The sequence below is a fragment of the Virgibacillus tibetensis genome (assembly GCF_036026595.1).
In the GTDB taxonomy this organism is placed as follows: domain Bacteria; phylum Bacillota; class Bacilli; order Bacillales; family Amphibacillaceae; genus Virgibacillus_P; species Virgibacillus_P tibetensis.
Genome location: NZ_JARZFX010000002.1, coordinates 72,936 through 92,113 on the forward strand (window position 1 = coordinate 72,936; position 19,178 = coordinate 92,113).

14 protein-coding genes and 2 pseudogenes are annotated in these 19,178 nt (G+C 39.2%); 2 read left to right on the forward strand and 14 right to left on the reverse strand.

The window, feature by feature from the left end; genetic code table 11:
* Positions 1-172 precede the first annotated feature (172 nt).
* The 7 genes and pseudogenes from QGM71_RS05260 to QGM71_RS05290 form a co-directional block, all read right to left on the reverse strand.
* The gene (locus tag QGM71_RS05260) at positions 173-1,525 is read right to left on the reverse strand and encodes a TldD/PmbA family protein (RefSeq protein ID WP_327606483.1); all 1,353 of its coding nucleotides are present in this window, start codon (positions 1,523-1,525) and stop codon (positions 173-175) included.
* Positions 1,526-2,920: a TldD/PmbA family protein gene (locus QGM71_RS05265; RefSeq protein ID WP_327606484.1), complete on the reverse strand. Its 1,395-nt coding sequence runs from the start codon at positions 2,918-2,920 to the stop codon at positions 1,526-1,528.
* Positions 2,921-3,579: 659 nt separating this feature from the next.
* A complete protein-coding gene (locus QGM71_RS05270; protein ID WP_327606485.1) occupies positions 3,580-3,948 on the reverse strand; it encodes a hypothetical protein in 369 nt (122 codons plus the stop codon).
* A gap of 181 nt (positions 3,949-4,129) precedes the next feature.
* Positions 4,130-5,701, reverse strand: a complete 1,572-nt coding sequence (locus QGM71_RS05275) for a hypothetical protein (RefSeq protein WP_327606486.1) — start codon at positions 5,699-5,701, stop codon at positions 4,130-4,132.
* A 791-nt stretch (positions 5,702-6,492) separates the two neighbouring features.
* Complete coding sequence (locus QGM71_RS05280; RefSeq protein WP_407702993.1) at positions 6,493-6,606, reverse strand: flagellin; 114 nt, start codon at positions 6,604-6,606, stop codon at positions 6,493-6,495.
* Between the two features lie 346 nt (positions 6,607-6,952).
* Positions 6,953-7,480 (reverse strand): annotated as a pseudogene (locus tag QGM71_RS05285) (flagellin); the annotation flags it as partial.
* 279 nt (positions 7,481-7,759) lie between these two features.
* A pseudogene (locus tag QGM71_RS05290) lies at positions 7,760-7,966 on the reverse strand (flagellin N-terminal helical domain-containing protein); the annotation flags it as partial.
* 349 nt (positions 7,967-8,315) lie between these two features.
* Between QGM71_RS05290 and QGM71_RS05295 the strand changes: the two are divergent.
* The gene (locus QGM71_RS05295) at positions 8,316-9,653 is read left to right on the forward strand and encodes a short-chain fatty acid transporter (RefSeq protein WP_327606487.1); all 1,338 of its coding nucleotides are present in this window, start codon (positions 8,316-8,318) and stop codon (positions 9,651-9,653) included.
* 40 nt (positions 9,654-9,693) lie between these two features.
* Here QGM71_RS05295 and QGM71_RS05300 read toward each other — a convergent pair whose 3' ends face one another.
* The 7 genes from QGM71_RS05300 to putP all read right to left on the reverse strand — a co-directional run bounded on the left by QGM71_RS05300 (position 9,694) and on the right by putP (position 16,899).
* Positions 9,694-10,572, reverse strand: a complete 879-nt coding sequence (locus QGM71_RS05300) for an alpha/beta fold hydrolase (RefSeq protein ID WP_327606488.1) — start codon at positions 10,570-10,572, stop codon at positions 9,694-9,696.
* A 9-nt stretch (positions 10,573-10,581) separates the two neighbouring features.
* Positions 10,582-11,229, reverse strand: a complete 648-nt coding sequence (locus QGM71_RS05305) for a pentapeptide repeat-containing protein (protein WP_327606489.1) — start codon at positions 11,227-11,229, stop codon at positions 10,582-10,584.
* Positions 11,222-12,154, reverse strand: a complete 933-nt coding sequence (locus QGM71_RS05310; protein WP_327606490.1) for a DMT family transporter — start codon at positions 12,152-12,154, stop codon at positions 11,222-11,224. The genes QGM71_RS05305 and QGM71_RS05310 overlap by 8 nt, the downstream gene beginning before the upstream one ends.
* A gap of 88 nt (positions 12,155-12,242) precedes the next feature.
* Complete coding sequence (locus QGM71_RS05315) at positions 12,243-12,494, reverse strand: hypothetical protein (RefSeq protein WP_327606491.1); 252 nt, start codon at positions 12,492-12,494, stop codon at positions 12,243-12,245.
* Positions 12,495-12,692: 198 nt separating this feature from the next.
* A complete protein-coding gene (locus QGM71_RS05320) occupies positions 12,693-14,006 on the reverse strand; it encodes a globin-coupled sensor protein (protein WP_327606492.1) in 1,314 nt (437 codons plus the stop codon).
* Positions 14,007-14,422: 416 nt separating this feature from the next.
* Positions 14,423-15,376 carry an agmatinase family protein gene (locus QGM71_RS05325; protein ID WP_327606493.1) on the reverse strand — a complete coding sequence of 318 codons (954 nt, stop codon included), beginning with the start codon at positions 15,374-15,376 and terminating at the stop codon, positions 14,423-14,425.
* 23 nt (positions 15,377-15,399) lie between these two features.
* Positions 15,400-16,899 (reverse strand): sodium/proline symporter PutP, encoded by a 1,500-nt coding sequence (gene putP / locus QGM71_RS05330; RefSeq protein WP_327606494.1) that lies wholly within the window; start codon positions 16,897-16,899, stop codon positions 15,400-15,402.
* 560 nt (positions 16,900-17,459) lie between these two features.
* Between putP and QGM71_RS05335 the strand changes: the two genes are divergently transcribed.
* Positions 17,460-19,169, forward strand: coding sequence for a serine hydrolase (locus QGM71_RS05335; RefSeq protein WP_327606495.1), 1,710 nt, complete (start codon positions 17,460-17,462; stop codon positions 19,167-19,169).
* The last annotated feature ends 9 nt before the right edge of the window (positions 19,170-19,178 follow it).

Consider the following 19,178-nt stretch of genomic DNA (forward strand, 5'->3'; position numbering starts at 1 on the left):
CAGTAGCTTTACCGATGTTGAGTTATCGCAAGGGCGCTAGGCAATGGGCATTGGAGCCGGACGAGGCTGTTTAAGCGTAAGAATTAATTGCCGCCAAAAATTCTATACTCCTATTTCTCAAAAACGGGACAGAAGAGCCATACCTCTATCTCTGTCCCCTGGACTCATTCTACTAATCTACAGCGATTGATAAACGCTTTACTTTCAATGATGGTGATCCTATATTTCCAACTGCGCTCATTGGTGCAAATTCAAGGTCTGATCCTACTTGCTCAATGTCGTGTAATATTTCAAAAAAGTTCCCTGCAATTGTCATTTGGTTGGTTGGTCCAACAATCTTTCCCGCTTTTACATAATATCCATTTGCTGCTAATGAAAAATCGCCAGAAATTACATTTGCTCCGGAGTGCAGTCCTGCTAAGTTTGTAATAATGATGCCTTCTTCCAGATCCTCATATAAATCTTCATATGCCTCTTCCCCTGGTTGGATAAAGAGATTCGACGGACTAATTCCGATTGTATCTTTATAGGAAGGTTTATGACCATGACCTGTTGAGGCGACACCATCCTTTTTAGCTGTTTTTAAATTATGAAAGTAGGATTCCAGCTTCCCATTCTCTACTACTGTTAGCTGTTTAGTTGCTACACCTTCTGAATCAAACGTTCCACTATGAATACTATTGGATAAAAACGGATCATCTGTAAGCGTAACGTGAGATGATGCGATATCTTCATTGAGTTTCCCTTTTAATAACGATTGATCCTTTTGAACTGCTTCAGCAGAAAGTGAAGGGACAAATGTTGCTAGAAGAGACGCTGCCGCACTATTTTTGAAAATAATTGAGTACTTTTTGTTTGGATACGTTTTTCCACCTAGATAACTTAATGCTTTTTCAACAGCTTCTGCTGCGATTTTATTTGGATCAAGAGATTTAAAGTCCTGCGTTCTCGTTACATGAAAGTCAGATTTAAGCTCCTCTTCCTCTTTCACCACAACTGAAAAAATGACGACAAGTATATTGTTTCGATCACTTAAAGACAGTCCTTTACTATTAAATAACGCTTTTTCCACTGTTGCATCTTGCAGTGTTGCATAATCAGTCTGAACAACCCTGGAATCATAAGCGTATATTTTCTTCTCGACTTCTTTCATAAATGCGATCTTATCTACTGTTGTTACTTCAGAAAGGGATGAAGAATAAAAGTCCATTTCCCGATAGGATGTGTCTCCAGCATATATTTCCTCTGGTTCATCCTCTATTAATGCTGCATTTTCTTTTACACTATCAAGTAAAAAACGTACAGAATCTTCGTCTAGCTTTTCCGTATAGGCATAGCCCATTTTTCCGTCATAAAGGCCTCGAAGTGATACCCCATTGACAGTTGATGATTCAAATCCGTCTATCTCACCTTTAAAAATGTCACAGGAAAAGCTCTCCTGTTTTTCATAATAAAGCTCCAAATCTGTAAAACCTAATTTTTCTCCTTCTGCAAAAAGCTGGTTGCGAAATGTTGTTAGTTCCATTTAGTTCTCCTCCCTTCCACCGACAGTAATTTCACTAACACGAAGCATTGGCTGACCAACGTTAACAGGAATACTACCACTAGAAGCGCCACACATTCCTGCACCATGTCCAAGGTTATCTCCAACCATATCAATTTTCTGGATCGTTTTAGCACCATTTCCTATTAAAGTTGCACCACGTAACGGTTTATCAATCTTCCCGTCTTTTACTAAATAAGCTTCATTAATGGCAAAGTTATAATCTCCGGTAGCTGGACTTACAGATCCGCCACCCATATATTTTGCATATATTCCGAATTCTGTGTTTGCAATAATTTCCTCTGATGTGGATTTTCCTGGAGCTATATAGGTGTTGGTCATTCGTGAGGTCGGAGCGAACTTGTAGGATTCTCTTCTCCCAGAACCAGTCGATTCCTCTTCCATTCTTCTGCCATTAAACTTATCAATCAAGTAACCTTTTAAAATACCATTTTCAATTAAAATATTTTCGCGCGCCTTTTCTCCTTCATCATCGATGTTAATGGATCCCCATTCATTTGTTAGTGTGCCATCATCAATATATGTAACGAGATCAGAAGCTACTTTCTCACCTTTTTTATTAGCAAATACAGAATTACCTTTAGCAACGGCTGCTGCTTCTAAGCCATGACCACAAGCTTCATGGAATATCACCCCACCAAACTCATTATCAATAATGACCGGGAACTTACCGCTGGGAGCAGGGTCTGCATGGAGCATAGTAACGGCAACACGAGCTGCTTCCTTCGCATAATGATTCAGGTCCAATCCTTCGATAAATTCAAATCCCTGAAGTGCACCTGGTCCATAGAACCCAGTTTGCATATCACTTCCATTGGATGCAATGGCTGCTATAGCTAATCGACTTCTCACTCTTTTATCCTCTACATAGGTACCTTCCGAATTAGCAATTAATACATGCTGCTCTTCATCCAATAAATTTATCATTGCCTGTGAAATGGCTGGATCATAATTCCTAACTATTTCATTTGTTTTGCGGAGCACATTTAATTTCCGTATTTTCTCCACACTATTAGGCAATTGCAGAATGGGATGTGCTGTTTCTACTATCTTTTTATCCATTGGTAAAATGATGTTACGCTCACCTTGTTCCCCTTGAATTGCTTGAGCTGCTGTTTTGGCTGCTTTTAAAAGACCTTCTTTCGAAAAATCATTTGTATAAGCATAAACACTTTGCAACCCTTTAAAAATACGAATACCTACACCAAAATCCCTGCCTGATATATTCTTTTCCAAACGATTACTTTGAAATGTCATATGGTTTGTAAATCGGTCATCCACGAACACTTCAGAAAAATCCCCACCTGTTGTCAGTGCAGCAGATAATACATCTTCAATGAGTGACTTATTTAGCATATTACGCCTCCTGTTTTCTATTAATTTAAAAAACACAATATATGTATTATAACGGAAAATGGATTAAATTGGAATGTTGAATTGTGCGAAAGGGATTAGGGGGGGGGAGACAGAGGGACAGGTTAAGACCAGTGAAAAAGCACCCCTGTTAGCAACTTAAGAAAGATGTCACAATCACAGTGGTGTAGTGAAAACGTAAAGCAAGATGAATAAAATGTATTGTATTTTCATGATAATACAGTGTTCATATACTTGAAAACTATTACAGAAATAAGGTATACTTACATTAAGAAATCGGTATAATAAAAATGACCGAGTGTATCAGCACCCGGTCATGACAACTACAAACCGCAAGAAGAGCGGTGACCAACTTTTGCAAAACAAAAGAAGTAACAGCCTTTATCCATTGGTCTGGGAAGGGCGGTTACTTCTTGTTTTTATTGGTGACAACTAAAGCAATTATCGCTATAATCGCTGCTAACGATGTTGCGAGGAAAATGCCAAAGTTAATTGGTGTGCCAACTAGTTCCACATATGTCACCATTAATACCACCTCCCTTCTAAAGGGAAATGGCCAACCGCCCATCCTACTTATGTAGCTGCTGATTTAATTTTACCATTATTTATTGGCTAATTCTATAAGAATAATTCTTGAATTTCTAATTAACCAGATAGGCTTCTAACTCTTTTTCCAGCCCCACTTTCCATCTAATCAATCCTGGTATCAGGGTATGCTGTAACACCTCTTGCACCTTACTATAGTTCTTTACTTCGTATGAACGTACAACCAGTTCTACAGCACTTTTAACTATTATTGTTAATTGTTCAATACTAGTCGATAAAATTTCTTCAGGTAATCCATTTAACGTACTTTCAATAGCCGAAAGAGCCTGAACGACATCTCCAAATAAAAGAAATGTCTCCTCATACTTCCCTTCATTTAGTAACAACTGCGTATGCTTCAGACCTTCAGGTGTTGTATCTAGTAATTCTGTTAATTGTTTCATAACATCTATGTATTTCTCCATTTTGATTCCTCGCTTGTATACTATTTTGGTTTCTTCTGCGCCGTGTCTTTCGATCAGAGTATGAACTATATTTTAACCCTTTGTCTCGAAATTGTCATACGACAAATACAGGAATTTCCAAACACTACTCAACTTCATTGCACTTTAGCGCACTACCGTGGTGGGGGTCTTACACCAAATTCTAGGGCTTGATAATAATATCGTCATTTGCTATCTTATTGATTATTTCATCTGTGTTTTTCAAATCCATCGGTTTGACACCAACAAATTTATAGTCTATTAACGTTTTATAGAATGTAATTTTTCTATCTGCACGTTCTGTATAGTTAGGAAAGCGACTACTTCCATATAAACCAAAATACTCCACAATCACCTTTTTTCCATTTAGCTGAATGACCCAATCAGGAATATATGCTTCGTTAATTGGTTTATTTACAAATCGTTTTCCTTCTCGCAAGATTACAGCTTGTGTTAAGTTGCGCACAAGAAAGTTATGTAGCCATAATTCCTCTTTAGAATCACATGCCTGACCATCATCTCCAATAAGCAAATTAAAATCACTTGCTTTCAATTTATGTTCTGGAAATGCTTCTATGATCCATAAATGACTTTTGCTTTCATAGTGTCTGTCTAGCACGCTAACAAACCTGGGGAAGTGTTGACAAAAATAAGCTCTACTAAGAGTAGGCAATGACTGCTTTTCAATATTATTCTTTTTGCAAAATAAGCGAAGAGCTTTAATTCGGTTTTCTTTATGGTACCAATATCGATTGGGCACTCTCTTAAACTCTGTAATATCAAATTCATTTGGGAAGCACGTCTGAATAATATTGATTGGAGATCCAGCGTATTTATCAAGTAAACCACTTAAACCATTTTCTATCAGTAATTGTTTTGTAATATGTCGGGGTATTTGAGTATAGGGGATAGCATTTTTTTTAATCAGCTTTAATATCGTATTCCGAGCAATATGTATATCATGCCAATATCCCTGAGTTTTGGGAAAGTCTTCTTGATTAAAATCATGTGGAAATAAAGTCATAATAAATTTTGATGGTGAATTATTACATTTGCTCATCGCCCCACTAAAACGATACTTAAGAAGCATTTCTTGATTAACCTTTTCAGGAACTTCATAAAAAGATATTTTTTCCTTTTGAAGCATCTCCAAGAAATGGGTTCTTAGCATTATTAAGTCCTTGGACCACCTCTGAGGGACCTTCTTAAATTGAAATGGTTTGTAGCGGTTAGGGTAGATGCTATTCATTAGCTGATACGGAGAGTCATTATGGCGTTTCAACGGATTGGAAAATCCCCATTCTACCAGTTTATCATAGGAGACGACATTCGGAATTTCATTCAAAGATAATTTATTTTGCTTTAGAATAACTTCCAGGCGTTTTTTAATGTTTTCCTTGGAAGCCCAATAATCCTCCGAGACTCTGGGGAAGTCGAATTCATCATAAGTCCCAGGATAAACAAAATTAAGTAACTTCTTAATGGACTTAAAACGATTTAATACGCCCCAAAGCTTTTGTTCTTTTATAAATAAGCGGTTGATACGTGGTATTTCCTCTCTACTCAATCCCATTTTCATTTCCAAAACATATCGACTGATAATAATCACGTTCTTGTCATTTTGCCATGTTCCTTTAGGTAGACCTTTCCTTGCACCAGTAAATAAATCATCATAAACCGCAATAATTGGTTCGTTTAGTAATCTTCTATGGCTCATAGACCTATAATTATTCAAAAATAGCACCCCTATCTATTATAACACAAAACAAAACGTATGTTCCATTTTTATATACTGGGGCGATTGATTAAATAAATTCAATGCTTTTTTTACTAGTGGCTAGATTAGCAATTAAAGTTTTCCCTGAATTTCAGAAAATATATTTCTTCATCCTTTTTACACTTTTTAAGAGAATTGAAAAATATAGTCATTTAAGGATTTGCTGTTGAACTAAGTAAATGGGTACTCATTAAATGTTAAACTGATTGATTCTATTTCGTAATTTTGGGATAACAAATAAATTCTAGAAACTCAACGCTTTTAATATTCCATTTATTACCTAAGAAAAAGAACCCTAGCAAAGCTAGAGTCCCTTTCATAAAATCTAATATTAACGAAGTAGTTGTAATACTCCTTGTGGTTGTTGGTTGGCTTGCTTTGCCGCTGTGTCTTTCGATCACAGAATAGACTATATCTTCACCCTTTGTTTCAATTTTGTCATTCGACAAATATCGGGAAGTGACAGGCACTTCCAAAGGGGCTGGGCACTTCGAATGATAATAAACTATCACCCTACGAATCTCATTGCCGTGGTTTTCACGTTAGGCAGTGCATTCTAGTCGTTGAACCTTCACCAGGTTTTCACCGTAGGCGCTTGGCTGCTGATTATCCATTGTGTTATCGCTTCATTTTTCAAACCGTCACGTTTACCGTTTCCAGTTGCGTTGTGGCATGTAGCGCTTTAGGAAGTTCCAGCAATTCACCCAGTCATACTCTAATCCGTTACCAGATTAGACGCCCTTCCATTATTACCTAAGTAGTTGTAAAACTCCTTGAGGCATTTGTTGGGATTGAGCTAACATTGCTTGTGATGCTTGAGTAAGAATATTATTCTTTGTGAACTCCATCATTTCTTTCGCCATCGTGCGAACATTTGCTTTAACAAATGACTAGACTATATCTTCACCCTCTAGCATTCTAGTAGGGGCCGGGCACTTCGGATTCAGAAGTTAATGAGACTTCTTTCACCTACGAATTTCATCACCATAGCTTGTGCTTTAGGTGGTTTATTCTAGTCGTTGAACCTTCGCCAGGCTTTCGCCACAGGCGCTTGGCTGCTGATTGCCCAATCTCTCTTCTTCTTAATCCTTCACGCTTGCTGTTTCCAGCTACGTTGTGGAGAAGAAAGCTCTCAGGGGTTTCCAGCAATTCACCCGGTCGTGCTCGCTAACCGTTACCAGTTAGGACGACTGTGCCTTACACTGCGATTTACGCAGCTTCAGCATAATCTACGTCACGGATACGTGATTCTGCAGCTGTTAGGTTCTCAGAAGATGCTCCTAGGTTATTAATTGTGTGTTCTAGACGGTTTTGAATTGCACCTAACTTGGAACGCTCTGTTGAAACAGTTTCAATAGCAGTGTCAATTAATGCAATATTCCCATCAAAGCTATCCGCAGTTTCTACATTAAGTGTACCTACACCCAATGTGTCTGCTGTCATATCACCAATAGTAACTGTTAATTGCTGCTCTGCATTTGCTCCAATTTGAAATACTCCTGTAAAGGTACCATCTAATAGAGCTTTTTTGTTAAATTCAGTACGATCCGCAATTCCTTTACTATCGGCCGTACCACCTAACTCTTCAATCAATGAATCAAGTTCTGCTTGAATCGCTGCTAAATCTTCTGATTCTTGTGTCCCTGTGTTACCCGCTTGTACAGTTAACTCACGCATTCTCTGCAATATTGAATGCGTTTCATTCAATGCACCTTCTGCAGTTTGGATTAGAGAAATCAAATTTGTTATCGCAGTGGCTGTTTATCCGCTGCTTCTTTATGTTTCCATAAAGTTCAGATCATATCTTCATCCCTTTAGGATGCCCCGCGCTCGTGGGTGGGTTATTGGTATGGTTCCTCACCACCTGATCGTTACACCTTCCTAACTACTTCTTACCAATTCATTAGGCTTGGCTCGGTATTGCCCACCATCCACACTGCAAGTTTGGTTTGGGGTTCCACCGAATTCACGGAGTTATCATCTAAGCATTGCTGCTTAGAGCGGCATTTCCAGTCTACCGTCTTGAGCGTTTTTAGACGCCATTTCCAACCCGCGAATTTGTCCACGCATTTTTTCAGAGATTGCTAGACCTGCAGCATCGTCTCCTGCTTTGTTGATTTGAAGACCTGAAGAAAGCTTTTCCAAAGATCCTTGTACTGCGTTGTTGTTTGCACCCATTTGACGGTGCGTGTTTAGTGCTGAAATATTGTGATTAATAATCATGTTTTCCTTACCTCCATGTAAGTGTATTTTTTTACGAGTCACATCCTTGTGTCTCGCTTTTATAACAACTCTATTTTAGAGTTACTACCAAAATTGTACTGCTTTGGAGTGTTCACTCATTATTTGAGGTCTACTCCATTTCTTTACTAATGTTAGGCCATAACATTCATCATGATGATGTATTACTTATATCGGCAGGTTTCGAGAATGTTTAAATGTTTTTTGAAAAACTTTTTATTATTTCTTTTTCCGGTTGAACAAGCATATAGTTAATTATATTTTGATTTAACTGAATAGATTGATACCATTAGCAAGAAAGTGCTCTATAAAATTAAAAAGGAGGATTTACATGCAAGCAATAACATCGTTTTTTGATCGTATGGTTCAACGTTATTTACCAGATGCATTTCTATTTGCTATTATTTTAACCTTAGTCGTGTTTGTATTAGGAATTCTATTCACTGGAAGCTCTCCTGTCGAAATGGTTGGGTACTGGGGTGATGGGTTCTGGGATCTGCTGGCCTTTGCTATGCAAATGTCGCTTATCGTAGTTACGGGATACATACTGGCAAGTACGCCAATTGTCAAAAATGCTTTAGGTAAAATTAGTACATTCGCTAACACGCCAAGCCAGGCTATCCTGTTAGTTACAGTTGTTGCTTCCATCGCTTGTCTGATCAATTATGGATTCGGACTCGTTGTCGGCGCACTCTTTGCTATTCACGTAGCGAAACGCGTTCCATCTGTTGATTATCGTGTTTTGATGGCAAGTGCTTACAGTGGTTTCTTATTATGGCATGGTGGGCTATCCGCTTCCATTCCATTGCTTATAGCCACACCGGGACATTTTTTAGAAGACACAATGGGGCTTGTTCCTGTTACCGAAACATTGTTTAGCAGCTTCAATCTATTTATTGTGTTCTTTCTATTATTTACACTACCGTTTGTAAACAGATTCTTAATGAAGTCAAAGGATCCATTACAAAATACAGATGCTTCCTTATGGAGACCGGAAGCTTCAGAGGACGATACTGCTGATAATCAACCGATAGCAAAAGCAGACAGAACACCTGCAGAACATTTAGAAAACAGCATGATCATCTCACTTGTCATCGGGTTAATGGGACTCGCGTTTATCATTTACTTCTTTGTTGATAATGGATTTAATTTGAATATTAACATTGTAAACTTTATTATGCTTTTCCTGGGTATCATTTTCCATAGAACACCGAGACGCTTTTTAAACAGCGTAACGAATGCGGTCAAAAATGTTGGTGGAATCATTGTCCAGTTCCCATTCTATGCTGGTATTATGGGGATGATGGTTGCATCTGGACTATCTCAACAGATGTCCTTATGGTTCGTTGACCTGTCAACTGAATTTACGTTTCCATTATTCGCCTTCCTGAGCGCAGGTGTCGTAAACTTCTTCGTTCCTTCTGGTGGAGGCCAGTGGGCTGTTCAAGGTCCGATTATGATTCCGGCAGCAATGGAACTCGGAGTTGATACTGCAAAAGCAGCTGTAGCCGTTGCATGGGGTGATGCATGGACGAACATGATCCAGCCCTTCTGGGCGTTACCATTACTCGCAATCGCAGGCCTGAAAGTTCGAGATATTATGGGCTTCTGCGTATTGATTCTGATCTACAGCTTTATTCCAATATCTATTGGACTGTTATTCTTTTAAACTATTTAAAAATCCTCGATCACATCCGATCGAGGATTTTTTAATAATGCGTATTCAGAAACGATTTTATTTCTCTATTAATCTCTTCCAGCATTTCTTCTGAAGGAAAATGTCCCATATCATACGAATGATAGCTGACAAGATTAGGTATAATCTGCCGGGCTTTATTAATAACTTGTTTCTCTGGAAAGAATATATCTTTCTCTCCCATGATGACCATGGTAGGTGCTTTGTAATTAATAAGCTCCTTTCGTTCTGTTAACTTCGGCATATTCTGCTCCAGTTTCACGTATTTAAAAACTTCACCGATTATCTGCTTATTTCGTTCATTCATACTGCCTGCTGACATCACATCCGCTATTTTATTAAGGCTTGCTTGCGATCCAGTTCTATTAAAAGCCATTAAAGGAAGCAAAATTTTTCTAATCATATCGAATTTAGAGCCTAACTTAATCCCTGCAGGAGCAACTAGAATGGAACAATCAATTCTTTCGGGGAGATATGTTGCAAGCCTTAAAATAATGCCTGCACCGTAAGATGGACCGATAAATGCACTCTTCTCCACTTTAAAATGATCCATTACATCTGAAAGCCAGTTCGCAAAACTATTGTCCTTAGCTGAAATTCTTACTTCTTCACTGAAACCAGGATGCCCAATTGTATCTGGTGCATAGACTCGATAATCCTGTAATAGATTCTTAAACCACGATAATGTCACAGGATTAACGGAATTTCCACCTTGTAAAATAAATAATGGCTTCCCATCCTTTGGTCCCGTAACCAGTGTATGTGTTTTACCATATCGTGTCTCCACATATTCTCGCTCAAAAACAACATCGAATGTTTTTAGGTAACTTTCATAGGAATCCTGAATCTTCTTCTTTCCTGCTTCACTTTTATAGATAGTTTTAGGTTTCAATGGATATCCCTACCCCTCTTTAATTATCAATCCCAATCCCTTAGCAAATCCAATCGCCTGTTCTGCCGAAACAGTACACCCTTCCAGCTGTTCAAAAGAAATAACTAATTGCTCAAATGTGCAGCTGCTTAAATCGATACCGTTTAAGCTCGTACCTGCTACATTAGCCTGATCCAGATTACACCTGTCAAATTGAACATTTTTAAAGATTGATTCATAAAAATCAGCTTTGATCATAGAACACTCTCGAAAGGCTACTTGTTTGGAGTTGGTGAAACCGAAAGTCGCCATATCTGCTAGACAGGAATCAAACACAATATTTCGTAAGGTAGCCCCGGACAGATTCCCACCAGTGAACTTGGACTGCTTCAATTCTACGCGATGGATAATTCCATCACTAAAATCAACATTGGCCATATTGCACTTTTCAAAGACAACATCTGTTATTTCAACATTGCTGAACGTGACATTCACAAACGTCACATTTTTGAAAATAAGCTTATCCAAGCACAGTTTATCAATTGTTAGATTACTAAGCTCGCAATCTTCAACAATCCCCATACTGATATAAGCCTCTTCCAGCATGGCATCAGTGATCTCCAGAATCGGCATTTTTTCCATAATTCTTGGTGAATCAATCTTTACCTTTTTAGTCATGACTATGTATTCCTCTCTTCTTTGTTATCTGTGCGATAAGTATCCCTGCTATTATCATCCCGGATCCTACCGCTACACCTGCTGACATTTTTTCATTCAGTAGTAAGCTGCTGAACACCAGGCCGAACATGGGTACTAGCAATGTGGAAATGGTTGCTGTTACCATGTCTATTAAACTAAGAATGAGAAACCAAACGGTAAAGCAAAGAGCAGAGGCCAGAACTCCTGTGAATAAAATATAATATATACTATGTACGTTTAAGACGATTGGCTGGTTCCATTCCATAACTAATGCAGCAATAATGATGCCGATGGTGCCGAAGAGCATTTGATATGCTGAAGCCTGGATTTTTGCCAGTTGCTGTAGGTTGATCCGATAATAGACATTCGAAATTGCCCATGATATGGCTGCAATGATAATAAGAAGCTCACCAAAAATCACTTCGATATTTTGCCCAACCCATATATCCCAGCCTAATATTGTTAAAAGTCCGAGCATACCGATCATTAATCCCGTGAATTTGGGGGGTGTTATTTTTTCTCCGAGAAATTTCAATGCCAGAATACTGCTCCACATTGGCATAGAATATAAAAGCACAGATGACTTTCCGGCATCTACAAAACGAAGTCCATACATGACCAGAAGAAAAACGACGGATGTTTGCAAGATGCCAACAATAACGATTGGTTTCCAGTATCGTCTTGGCGGCAAACCCAGTTTCATCAGCCACATGACTAGAAGCAACGTTAACGAGCCGACACCAAACCGAAATGCCGAGAAAGTAAATGGCCCCATATAATCCAGCGATGCTTTCATTAGTACCCAGGCATAGCCCCAGAGTAAAGTGATCGCTAAGATAAGAAGCCAAAGGAGGATTTTATTTTTTTGGAGGCTATTAAGGAAGGTATTGGAAAAGTTAGTCATTGATTCCACCTCTTTCATTAGTAATTATCATTACATGATAGCAGGTAGAGATAAAATAGCAAAAAAAATAAGCCTGCACATGCACGCTTTAATTTATGCGTTGCGCTATTAACTTTTTTGTTCCCTTAGCCAAATTGCCTTCTATTACCATTGCTAACTTTTTATCTAAAATCCTGACGTTTTGTTGCAGTCCATGGATATGTAATTCAACATTATCTGCTTCGGTCTCCAGATTGGAATATAGTTCATCAATTTGATGGCTGCTCGTCTGTAAATCTTTTAGTTCTTCAAGCAATAGTGTGATAGCTTGCAACAGATCTTCCATCATTTCTTTGGTCAATCTGTTTCCCCCCTAGTCTTTTGTATTTTCTGTATTTTAATCGTATCATTCACTAAAAAACACGACAAGTGTATATAGAAGGATTTTCGTTTTTGAGGTAGGTATAATTAACTGTAAAAATCTAGGATTTATAAAAGGCAAAAAAAAATAGAAATCAGGACTTTATATAAAAAATCCTAATCTCTATCTAATTATCATTTACCTATCTCTTACCTCCATCAGCCGACTGAGGTTATCGGCCGACTCTGAAATCGTTGTCGCTGATTGTTCGATTTCATGAATGGCTTGCCCGAATACTTCCAGATCATCTTGAATATTTTCATTGCTTGACTTTGCTTTTTCCATGCTTTCATCAATTTTCCCAAACGCATTTTCGGTATTTCTCATTTGCTCTTTCACATCTGACAGAAAGCCCTGCACTTCTTTAATAGATGATGAACTGTTGAATATTTGTTCATTTGTCTGGCTTACCAACCCGGTAACATTCGTTACGGAACTTCCCGTTTGTTCTGCAAGCTTCCTCACTTCTTCCGCTACCACTGCGAATCCACGTCCATGTTCTCCGGCTCGTGCCGCTTCAATGGAGGCATTTAATGCCAGCAGGTTGGTTTGATCTGCAATCGATTTTACGATTTCTATAATTTCTTTTATTTGCGTGGACATTATTTCGAGACTTTCCATATCTTTATTTACTTTAATTGTACTTACTTCCATATTTTCAATGGAATTACCCATCTCGCCCAGCCGCTCTCTCCCTTGGATTGCTGCTCCTTTTGCTTCTTCCGCAAGCTCAGTGCCAACTTTTGAATTGGAGGTAATAGTATCTACCTGTGCTGTCATTTCTTCAATAGAAGCATTTGTTTCTTCAGCTAGTGCAGCCAACTCAACTGATGTTCGCTCCAGTGATTCCAGCATAACCGTTTTTGTTTGTGCTTCCTGTTCCTTGATGCGCAGAACTTCTTCATCATAAGCTTCCAATACAACCTGCTGTTCTAAATTTAGTAATTTATTAACTACTCTAATTGCCAGTGTACGGTCTCCTGCACTCTGAAAGTTCTTCTGAATCACGTCCATTAAGCCATCGAATAATTTTTGAAAAGATGCTATGTACCACTTCTGTGTCAGGCCAATTCTCACATGGATATGTGCGATCGTTTTTCTTCTCTGAATAAATTCTTCGTTCATCTCTCCGGAAAACATTTCAACAACATGCCTGCTTAATGTTTTCTTAAGCCTGTCAATTGAGCTGTTGTCTTCAATGATTTTAATTAGTTTCGGGTTGTGCTCCAGATTCTTATAAAACCCCTCAATAATTGCCGTATGATCTTCCACCACAAATTGTTTGAGTGCTTGCGCCACAGCAAAATCCATTTCTGTAAAATCAAGCATGTTTAATTGTTTTTCTAAATCACTGCCAGGTTCTACATTAACAAGTGGTTTCATTTGTTTACACATTTCAATTAAAATTTCATTTTTCGTCTCAGTCTTTTTTCTCTTTAGTCTCAGTGCCATATGGTTCCATACTCTCCTCTTAAAACAGATATACTATAATATCGACTGATTATCAGAAATTGTGTAGTTCTAAACTCACTTTCGCAGAGTAAAATCGAAACATAAGCCTCATGTCAAAACAGTCGTATTGCACACATACCTGATCGGACGGTTTTGACCCGCCCAAAGGGGTGATCGCTGAATGAACCGGGCTAAACGCGGGATTAAGCTGATGAAACGCTGAATAAAGTGGGCTGAACGCGGGATTAACCAAGCCGAACGCTGAATAAAGTGGTACGATCGCTGAATGAAGGCAGGCAGCAGTCATGGCAAATAGGTTAAATCGCGTGCAGACAGGGACGAGTAGCCGATTAAATAAAAAATGACATGAAAAAACCGCTTCCCAATCAGGAAGCGGCTCACTCTATATATATTCTCTATTTCCCCTGTTCGTTTAAAATATTTCCTGCAAGTGCATAAAGCACGACATAGCTTACGAAATGGGATGAGTTATCATTTACATCCTGTTGTGGATATACTTCTACAAAATCCATGCCGCGAATTCCCAGTTTGGCAAATTCATGTACCAGCTCCAATAATTCAAATGAAGTTAAGCCGTTTCCATCAACAGGTCCGCCTGGATTAAAAGCAAAATCCAGAACATCACTGCAAATACTTAAATAAACTGCCTCTGTGCCTTCACTCGCAATATCATATGCTTTTTTAGCAAGCTCAGCTAAATCCGGTGCTTTACGAACTTCTCGTACAGAAATGGTTGTTGCCCCAACCTCTTTTGCATACTGTCCTGTTTCCGGTGCATTCCGTGGACCATGAATTCCCATATGAACAATACTTTCATTACGAACACTTTCACTTTCGTAAATACGGTGGAATGGCGTGCTGCGTGCATATAAATCGCCTTCGTAATCTTTATAGTTATCATAATGGGCATCAAGGTGAATGATTCCGACCTTACCGTCCACTTCCTCACTCAACGCTTTTACAATCGGATAAGTAATTCCATGGTCACCACCAAGCGCGACTGGAAATTTATCCGTCTTCCAAACCGAGCTGGCAAAATTTTCGATGCGTTTCATCGTCTCAATAGTATCTGCTGGTACGACATCCACATCACCTAAATCGCCAATTTTGTAATGGCTGAATACATCGATATTGTCGAGTTCTGGTAAATAACCAGAGTAACGGGCAGAGTTTATCCGAATAACCTTTGGTCCTAATTCACAGCCCGTATAATCTCCCCATGTTACTGCACCTTCCCAAGGAACTCCATAAATTAGTACATCACTTTCATCAGTAGTTACATCTTTAATGCTGACTTTTTTTCCGCCTAAAAAACAAGGTGTATTGCCATAGATTTTTTCTTGACTCATGCTGTATCACTCCTAAATTGCTATTATTTTACCCCAGCAACCTTATCGTATTCCGCTTTAATTTCATCGGATACGCCTTGGCCTACTAGACTAAATACTACGATTGCTATGCTGGATAACAGAAATCCTGGTACCATTTCATAAAGTGCTGATCCAGTTAGTGGCCATAAGAAAATCGTAATACCACCTACAAGTATACCAGCAACAACACCATTACGTGATGTCTTACGCCAGAATAAGGAGAACAAGATGGCCGGTCCGAATGTCGCACCAAATCCAGCCCATGCATAGGATACCAGATCAAGTACAGAACTGCTTTCGTTCCAAGCAATCATCAACGCAATAATTGCAATGACTAATACGGAAATACGTCCTACCCAAACGAGCTCTTTATCTTTTGCTTGTTTACGGAAATACCTTCTGTAGAAATCCTCTGATAATGCACTGGAAGATACGAGTAATTGAGAATCAACGGTACTCATAATCGCTGCTAAAACTGCTGCAAGCAGGAACCCAGCAACCCATGGATTATAAATAACCTGTACGAGTTGGATAAAGACTTGCTCAGGATCTCCTAGTGGCTGATCAAAGGTAATAATCCCTAACATACCTACAATTAATGCACCGTAAAGTGGTATTACAAGTCCCAGACTTACACTAATCCAACGTGCTTTACGAACTTCTTTATGGGAACGAATTGCCATGAAACGTGCCAGAATGTGAGGCTGACCAAAATAACCAAGCCCCCACGCTAGTGCAGAAATTATACCTACTATACCAATGGCTCCGGCAGATTCCCAAAGTATACCTTCACCTTCATTATAAGCAGTATCTGCAAAACCATCTATTAAGCTTGTGTTGATGGATCCGAGCTGATTAAACAATTCCCCAAATCCACCAATTTGAACCAAACCATAAATTGCAGTGAATAATAATGCTGCAGACATAAGCGCCCCTTGAATCATGTCCGTGTAACTTACTGCTAAAAATCCACCTAAGAATGTATATGCAACAATTATAATTGCTCCAATAGTTAAAGCAAAATGATAATCAACATCAAATGTACCTTGGAATAACTTAGCTCCGGCAACAAGACCTGAAGCAGTATAGAATAAGAAAAACGCTAAAATGAAAAGTGCTGAAATAACGCGTAATAAATGCGAGGTATCACGATACCTGTTCTCGAAGAACTGAGGTAATGTTATGGAGTCGTTCGAATACTCCGTGTAGATACGTAAGCGTTTTGCAACATATTGCCAGTTGATCATTGCCCCTATTGCCAAACCAACTGCAATCCACAGACTCCATGTGCCTAAACCCGCTGCATAAGCAGCACCTGGCAGCCCTATTAAGAGCCATCCACTAAAGTCACTGGCAGAAGCAGAGAAAGCTGTTACCCAACTGTTTAGTTTTCGCCCACCGAGAACATAGTCAGACAACGTATGTGTCATTCGATAGGTAATTATCCCAATCGTTATCATTACTGCTAAGTATCCTATAAACGTAATTAAAGTAGGGTTCATTACTCCTCATTCCTCCCTTCCGTGAAAAAGGTAATCGTCGCCCACACTACTAACAATGGCATGGGAACTGCGAACCAAAATAACGTCCAACCGCTAATTGCATATTCCATGTAAACTCCTCCTATTTTTTAGTAAGACTCTAATTTAAAGCCCCCCTTGTTACCTTTTACCTAATTATATTACCACAATATCCTGAACATTTCACCTAATCAAAATCTGCCATTTATACGGACAGCCATATTAATGAAGGTATGAGTTTATAGTGACTGAAAATATTCACAGGGGCCTCGGTTGGTATTGTACCCGTTGCCACACGTTTTAATGCTGGTGTCACGTGATTTGAGCTGGGTGTCGCGTGTTTTTTAATAAAAGCCGCGCGAATTTTCCGTCTATGGCAAATGACCCAATCTATTTGGCTCATGAATTTACAAGTGTTCTTCTATTTTTGAACCATTGATTGCATATACAAAACATTCAGAATTCCTTATCATTATAGTAATGTAAGCCCTTTCAAAGATTGATAGTCTTTTAAAAAAACTTTGCATAGGAGGAGGAAATGAATGCGCCGAAATTTATCGATTGTTTCATTATCAATGGTTTTAACATCGTCCATGCTTTTCACTTCAGTGGTTCCAGTAACAGCTGATCAAGGAAGTACTCAAAACCCAACGATTGAAAAGCAGGATAACAAGAAGGCACAGAAGCAGCCTCATCCCCAATTTTCATGGAGTAACCCAGGGCCGACATCACCTGTTTTACACGCGGGTTCAATCAAGGGGGCAGGTATGATGGAGAATCCCCTGTTGGAAATTGACTCGATCATGGAAACACATATTAATGAAGGAACGATGCCAGGAGCAGTTACTTTTGTTGCCAGGCGGGGACATATTGTCCAGCACGAAGCCTATGGGCATGCATTACTCTATGCAGATGATGCTGGCAGTGAAGTGGACGAGCCACTTCTTATGAACAGGGATACCATTTTCGACCTTGCTTCCATTAGTAAGCTATTCACTACAACAGCAGCCATGATAATGTATGAAGAAGGTCATTTTGAGCTGGATGATCCTGTTGCAGAGCATATTCCAGCATTTGCTGAAAATGGGAAGGAAAATGTAACGATCAGACAGCTGATGACACACACTTCCGGTTTTGCAGCATGGATACCTCTTTACACAGTTGGAGAAAACCGTGAAGACAGAATAGACCATGTTTTAAACTATCCGCTTGCTAATCCGCCTGGAACCACGTATACCTATAGTGATTTGAATATGATTACATTAGCCACTTTAATCGAACAACTATCAGGACAGATGCTTGATGAATTTGTTCAGGAAAACATTACCCAGCCATTAAAAATGTCAGATACGATGTATAATCCGCCTGAAGAATTGAAGCCACGGATTGCAGCAACGGAATACCAGCCAGCAATCAACAGAGGTCTTGTATGGGGAGATGTGCACGATGAAAACGCATGGTCACTGGATGGTGTTGCAGGACATGCTGGTGTTTTTTCAACTGCACATGATTTAGGAAAGCTTGCACATATGTTTGTTAATGAAGGTCGTTATGGAAACGAGCAAATTCTTCAGCCAGAAACAGTAGAACTGCTGATGGAAAATCAAATTCCAGAATTCCCTGGCAATGAACATGGATTAGGATTTGAGCTTTCGCAAAGCTGGTATATGGATGGATTATCAGAAGCATCGACTATTGGACATACTGGTTATACAGGAACGTCACTCGTAATTAACCAGAACAATGATACGATTGCAATTTTATTAACGAACCGTGTTCACCCAACCCGGTCTACGGTTTCTACAAATCCAGCAAGACGCCAGCTTGCCAGACAGGTTGCTGATGCTATACCTGTAGCTATGCCGAATAAAAATGATGCATGGTTCGCAGGGTATGGAGATCAATTGGATCGCACGTTAACAGCCGAAGTAGATGTAACGAATGAAGCCATGCTTTCTTTTGACACTTGGTACAGAACAGAACAAGGTTATGATTTTGGTGTTGTCGAAGTTTCAGCTGATGGTGAACACTGGAGTACTGTCCTAGACCCTTATACAGGGAGCAGTGTGGACTGGCAATCAGATGAAGCATTAATACCTGCTGGAACCACACATGTCCGTTTCCGTTACGATACAGATAGTTATAATAATGGCAGAGGTTGGTATGTAACGAATATCCAACTGCATTCGGTATATGGTGAGGAGCTGGGACTTAATCTAAACAGTGATGATTGGACGCAGCGTAACTATTAAGATTCAAGG

Bases quoted from the DNA above. Each gene is read 5' to 3' on its own strand.
- QGM71_RS05260 (WP_327606483.1), bottom strand. From the start codon at position 1,525: ATGGAACTAACAACATTTCGCAACCAGCTTTTTGCAGAAGGAGAAAAA.
- QGM71_RS05265 (WP_327606484.1), bottom strand. From the start codon at position 2,920: ATGCTAAATAAGTCACTCATTGAAGATGTATTATCTGCTGCACTGACA.
- QGM71_RS05270 (WP_327606485.1), bottom strand. From the start codon at position 3,948: ATGGAGAAATACATAGATGTTATGAAACAATTAACAGAATTACTAGAT.
- QGM71_RS05280 (WP_407702993.1), bottom strand. From the start codon at position 6,606: ATGGCGAAAGAAATGATGGAGTTCACAAAGAATAATATTCTTACTCAA.
- QGM71_RS05295 (WP_327606487.1), top strand. From the start codon at position 8,316: ATGCAAGCAATAACATCGTTTTTTGATCGTATGGTTCAACGTTATTTA.
- QGM71_RS05305 (WP_327606489.1), bottom strand. From the start codon at position 11,229: ATGACTAAAAAGGTAAAGATTGATTCACCAAGAATTATGGAAAAAATG.
- QGM71_RS05310 (WP_327606490.1), bottom strand. From the start codon at position 12,154: ATGACTAACTTTTCCAATACCTTCCTTAATAGCCTCCAAAAAAATAAA.
- QGM71_RS05320 (WP_327606492.1), bottom strand. From the start codon at position 14,006: ATGGCACTGAGACTAAAGAGAAAAAAGACTGAGACGAAAAATGAAATT.
- QGM71_RS05325 (WP_327606493.1), bottom strand. From the start codon at position 15,376: ATGAGTCAAGAAAAAATCTATGGCAATACACCTTGTTTTTTAGGCGGA.
- putP (WP_327606494.1), bottom strand. From the start codon at position 16,899: ATGAACCCTACTTTAATTACGTTTATAGGATACTTAGCAGTAATGATA.
- QGM71_RS05335 (WP_327606495.1), top strand. From the start codon at position 17,460: ATGCGCCGAAATTTATCGATTGTTTCATTATCAATGGTTTTAACATCG.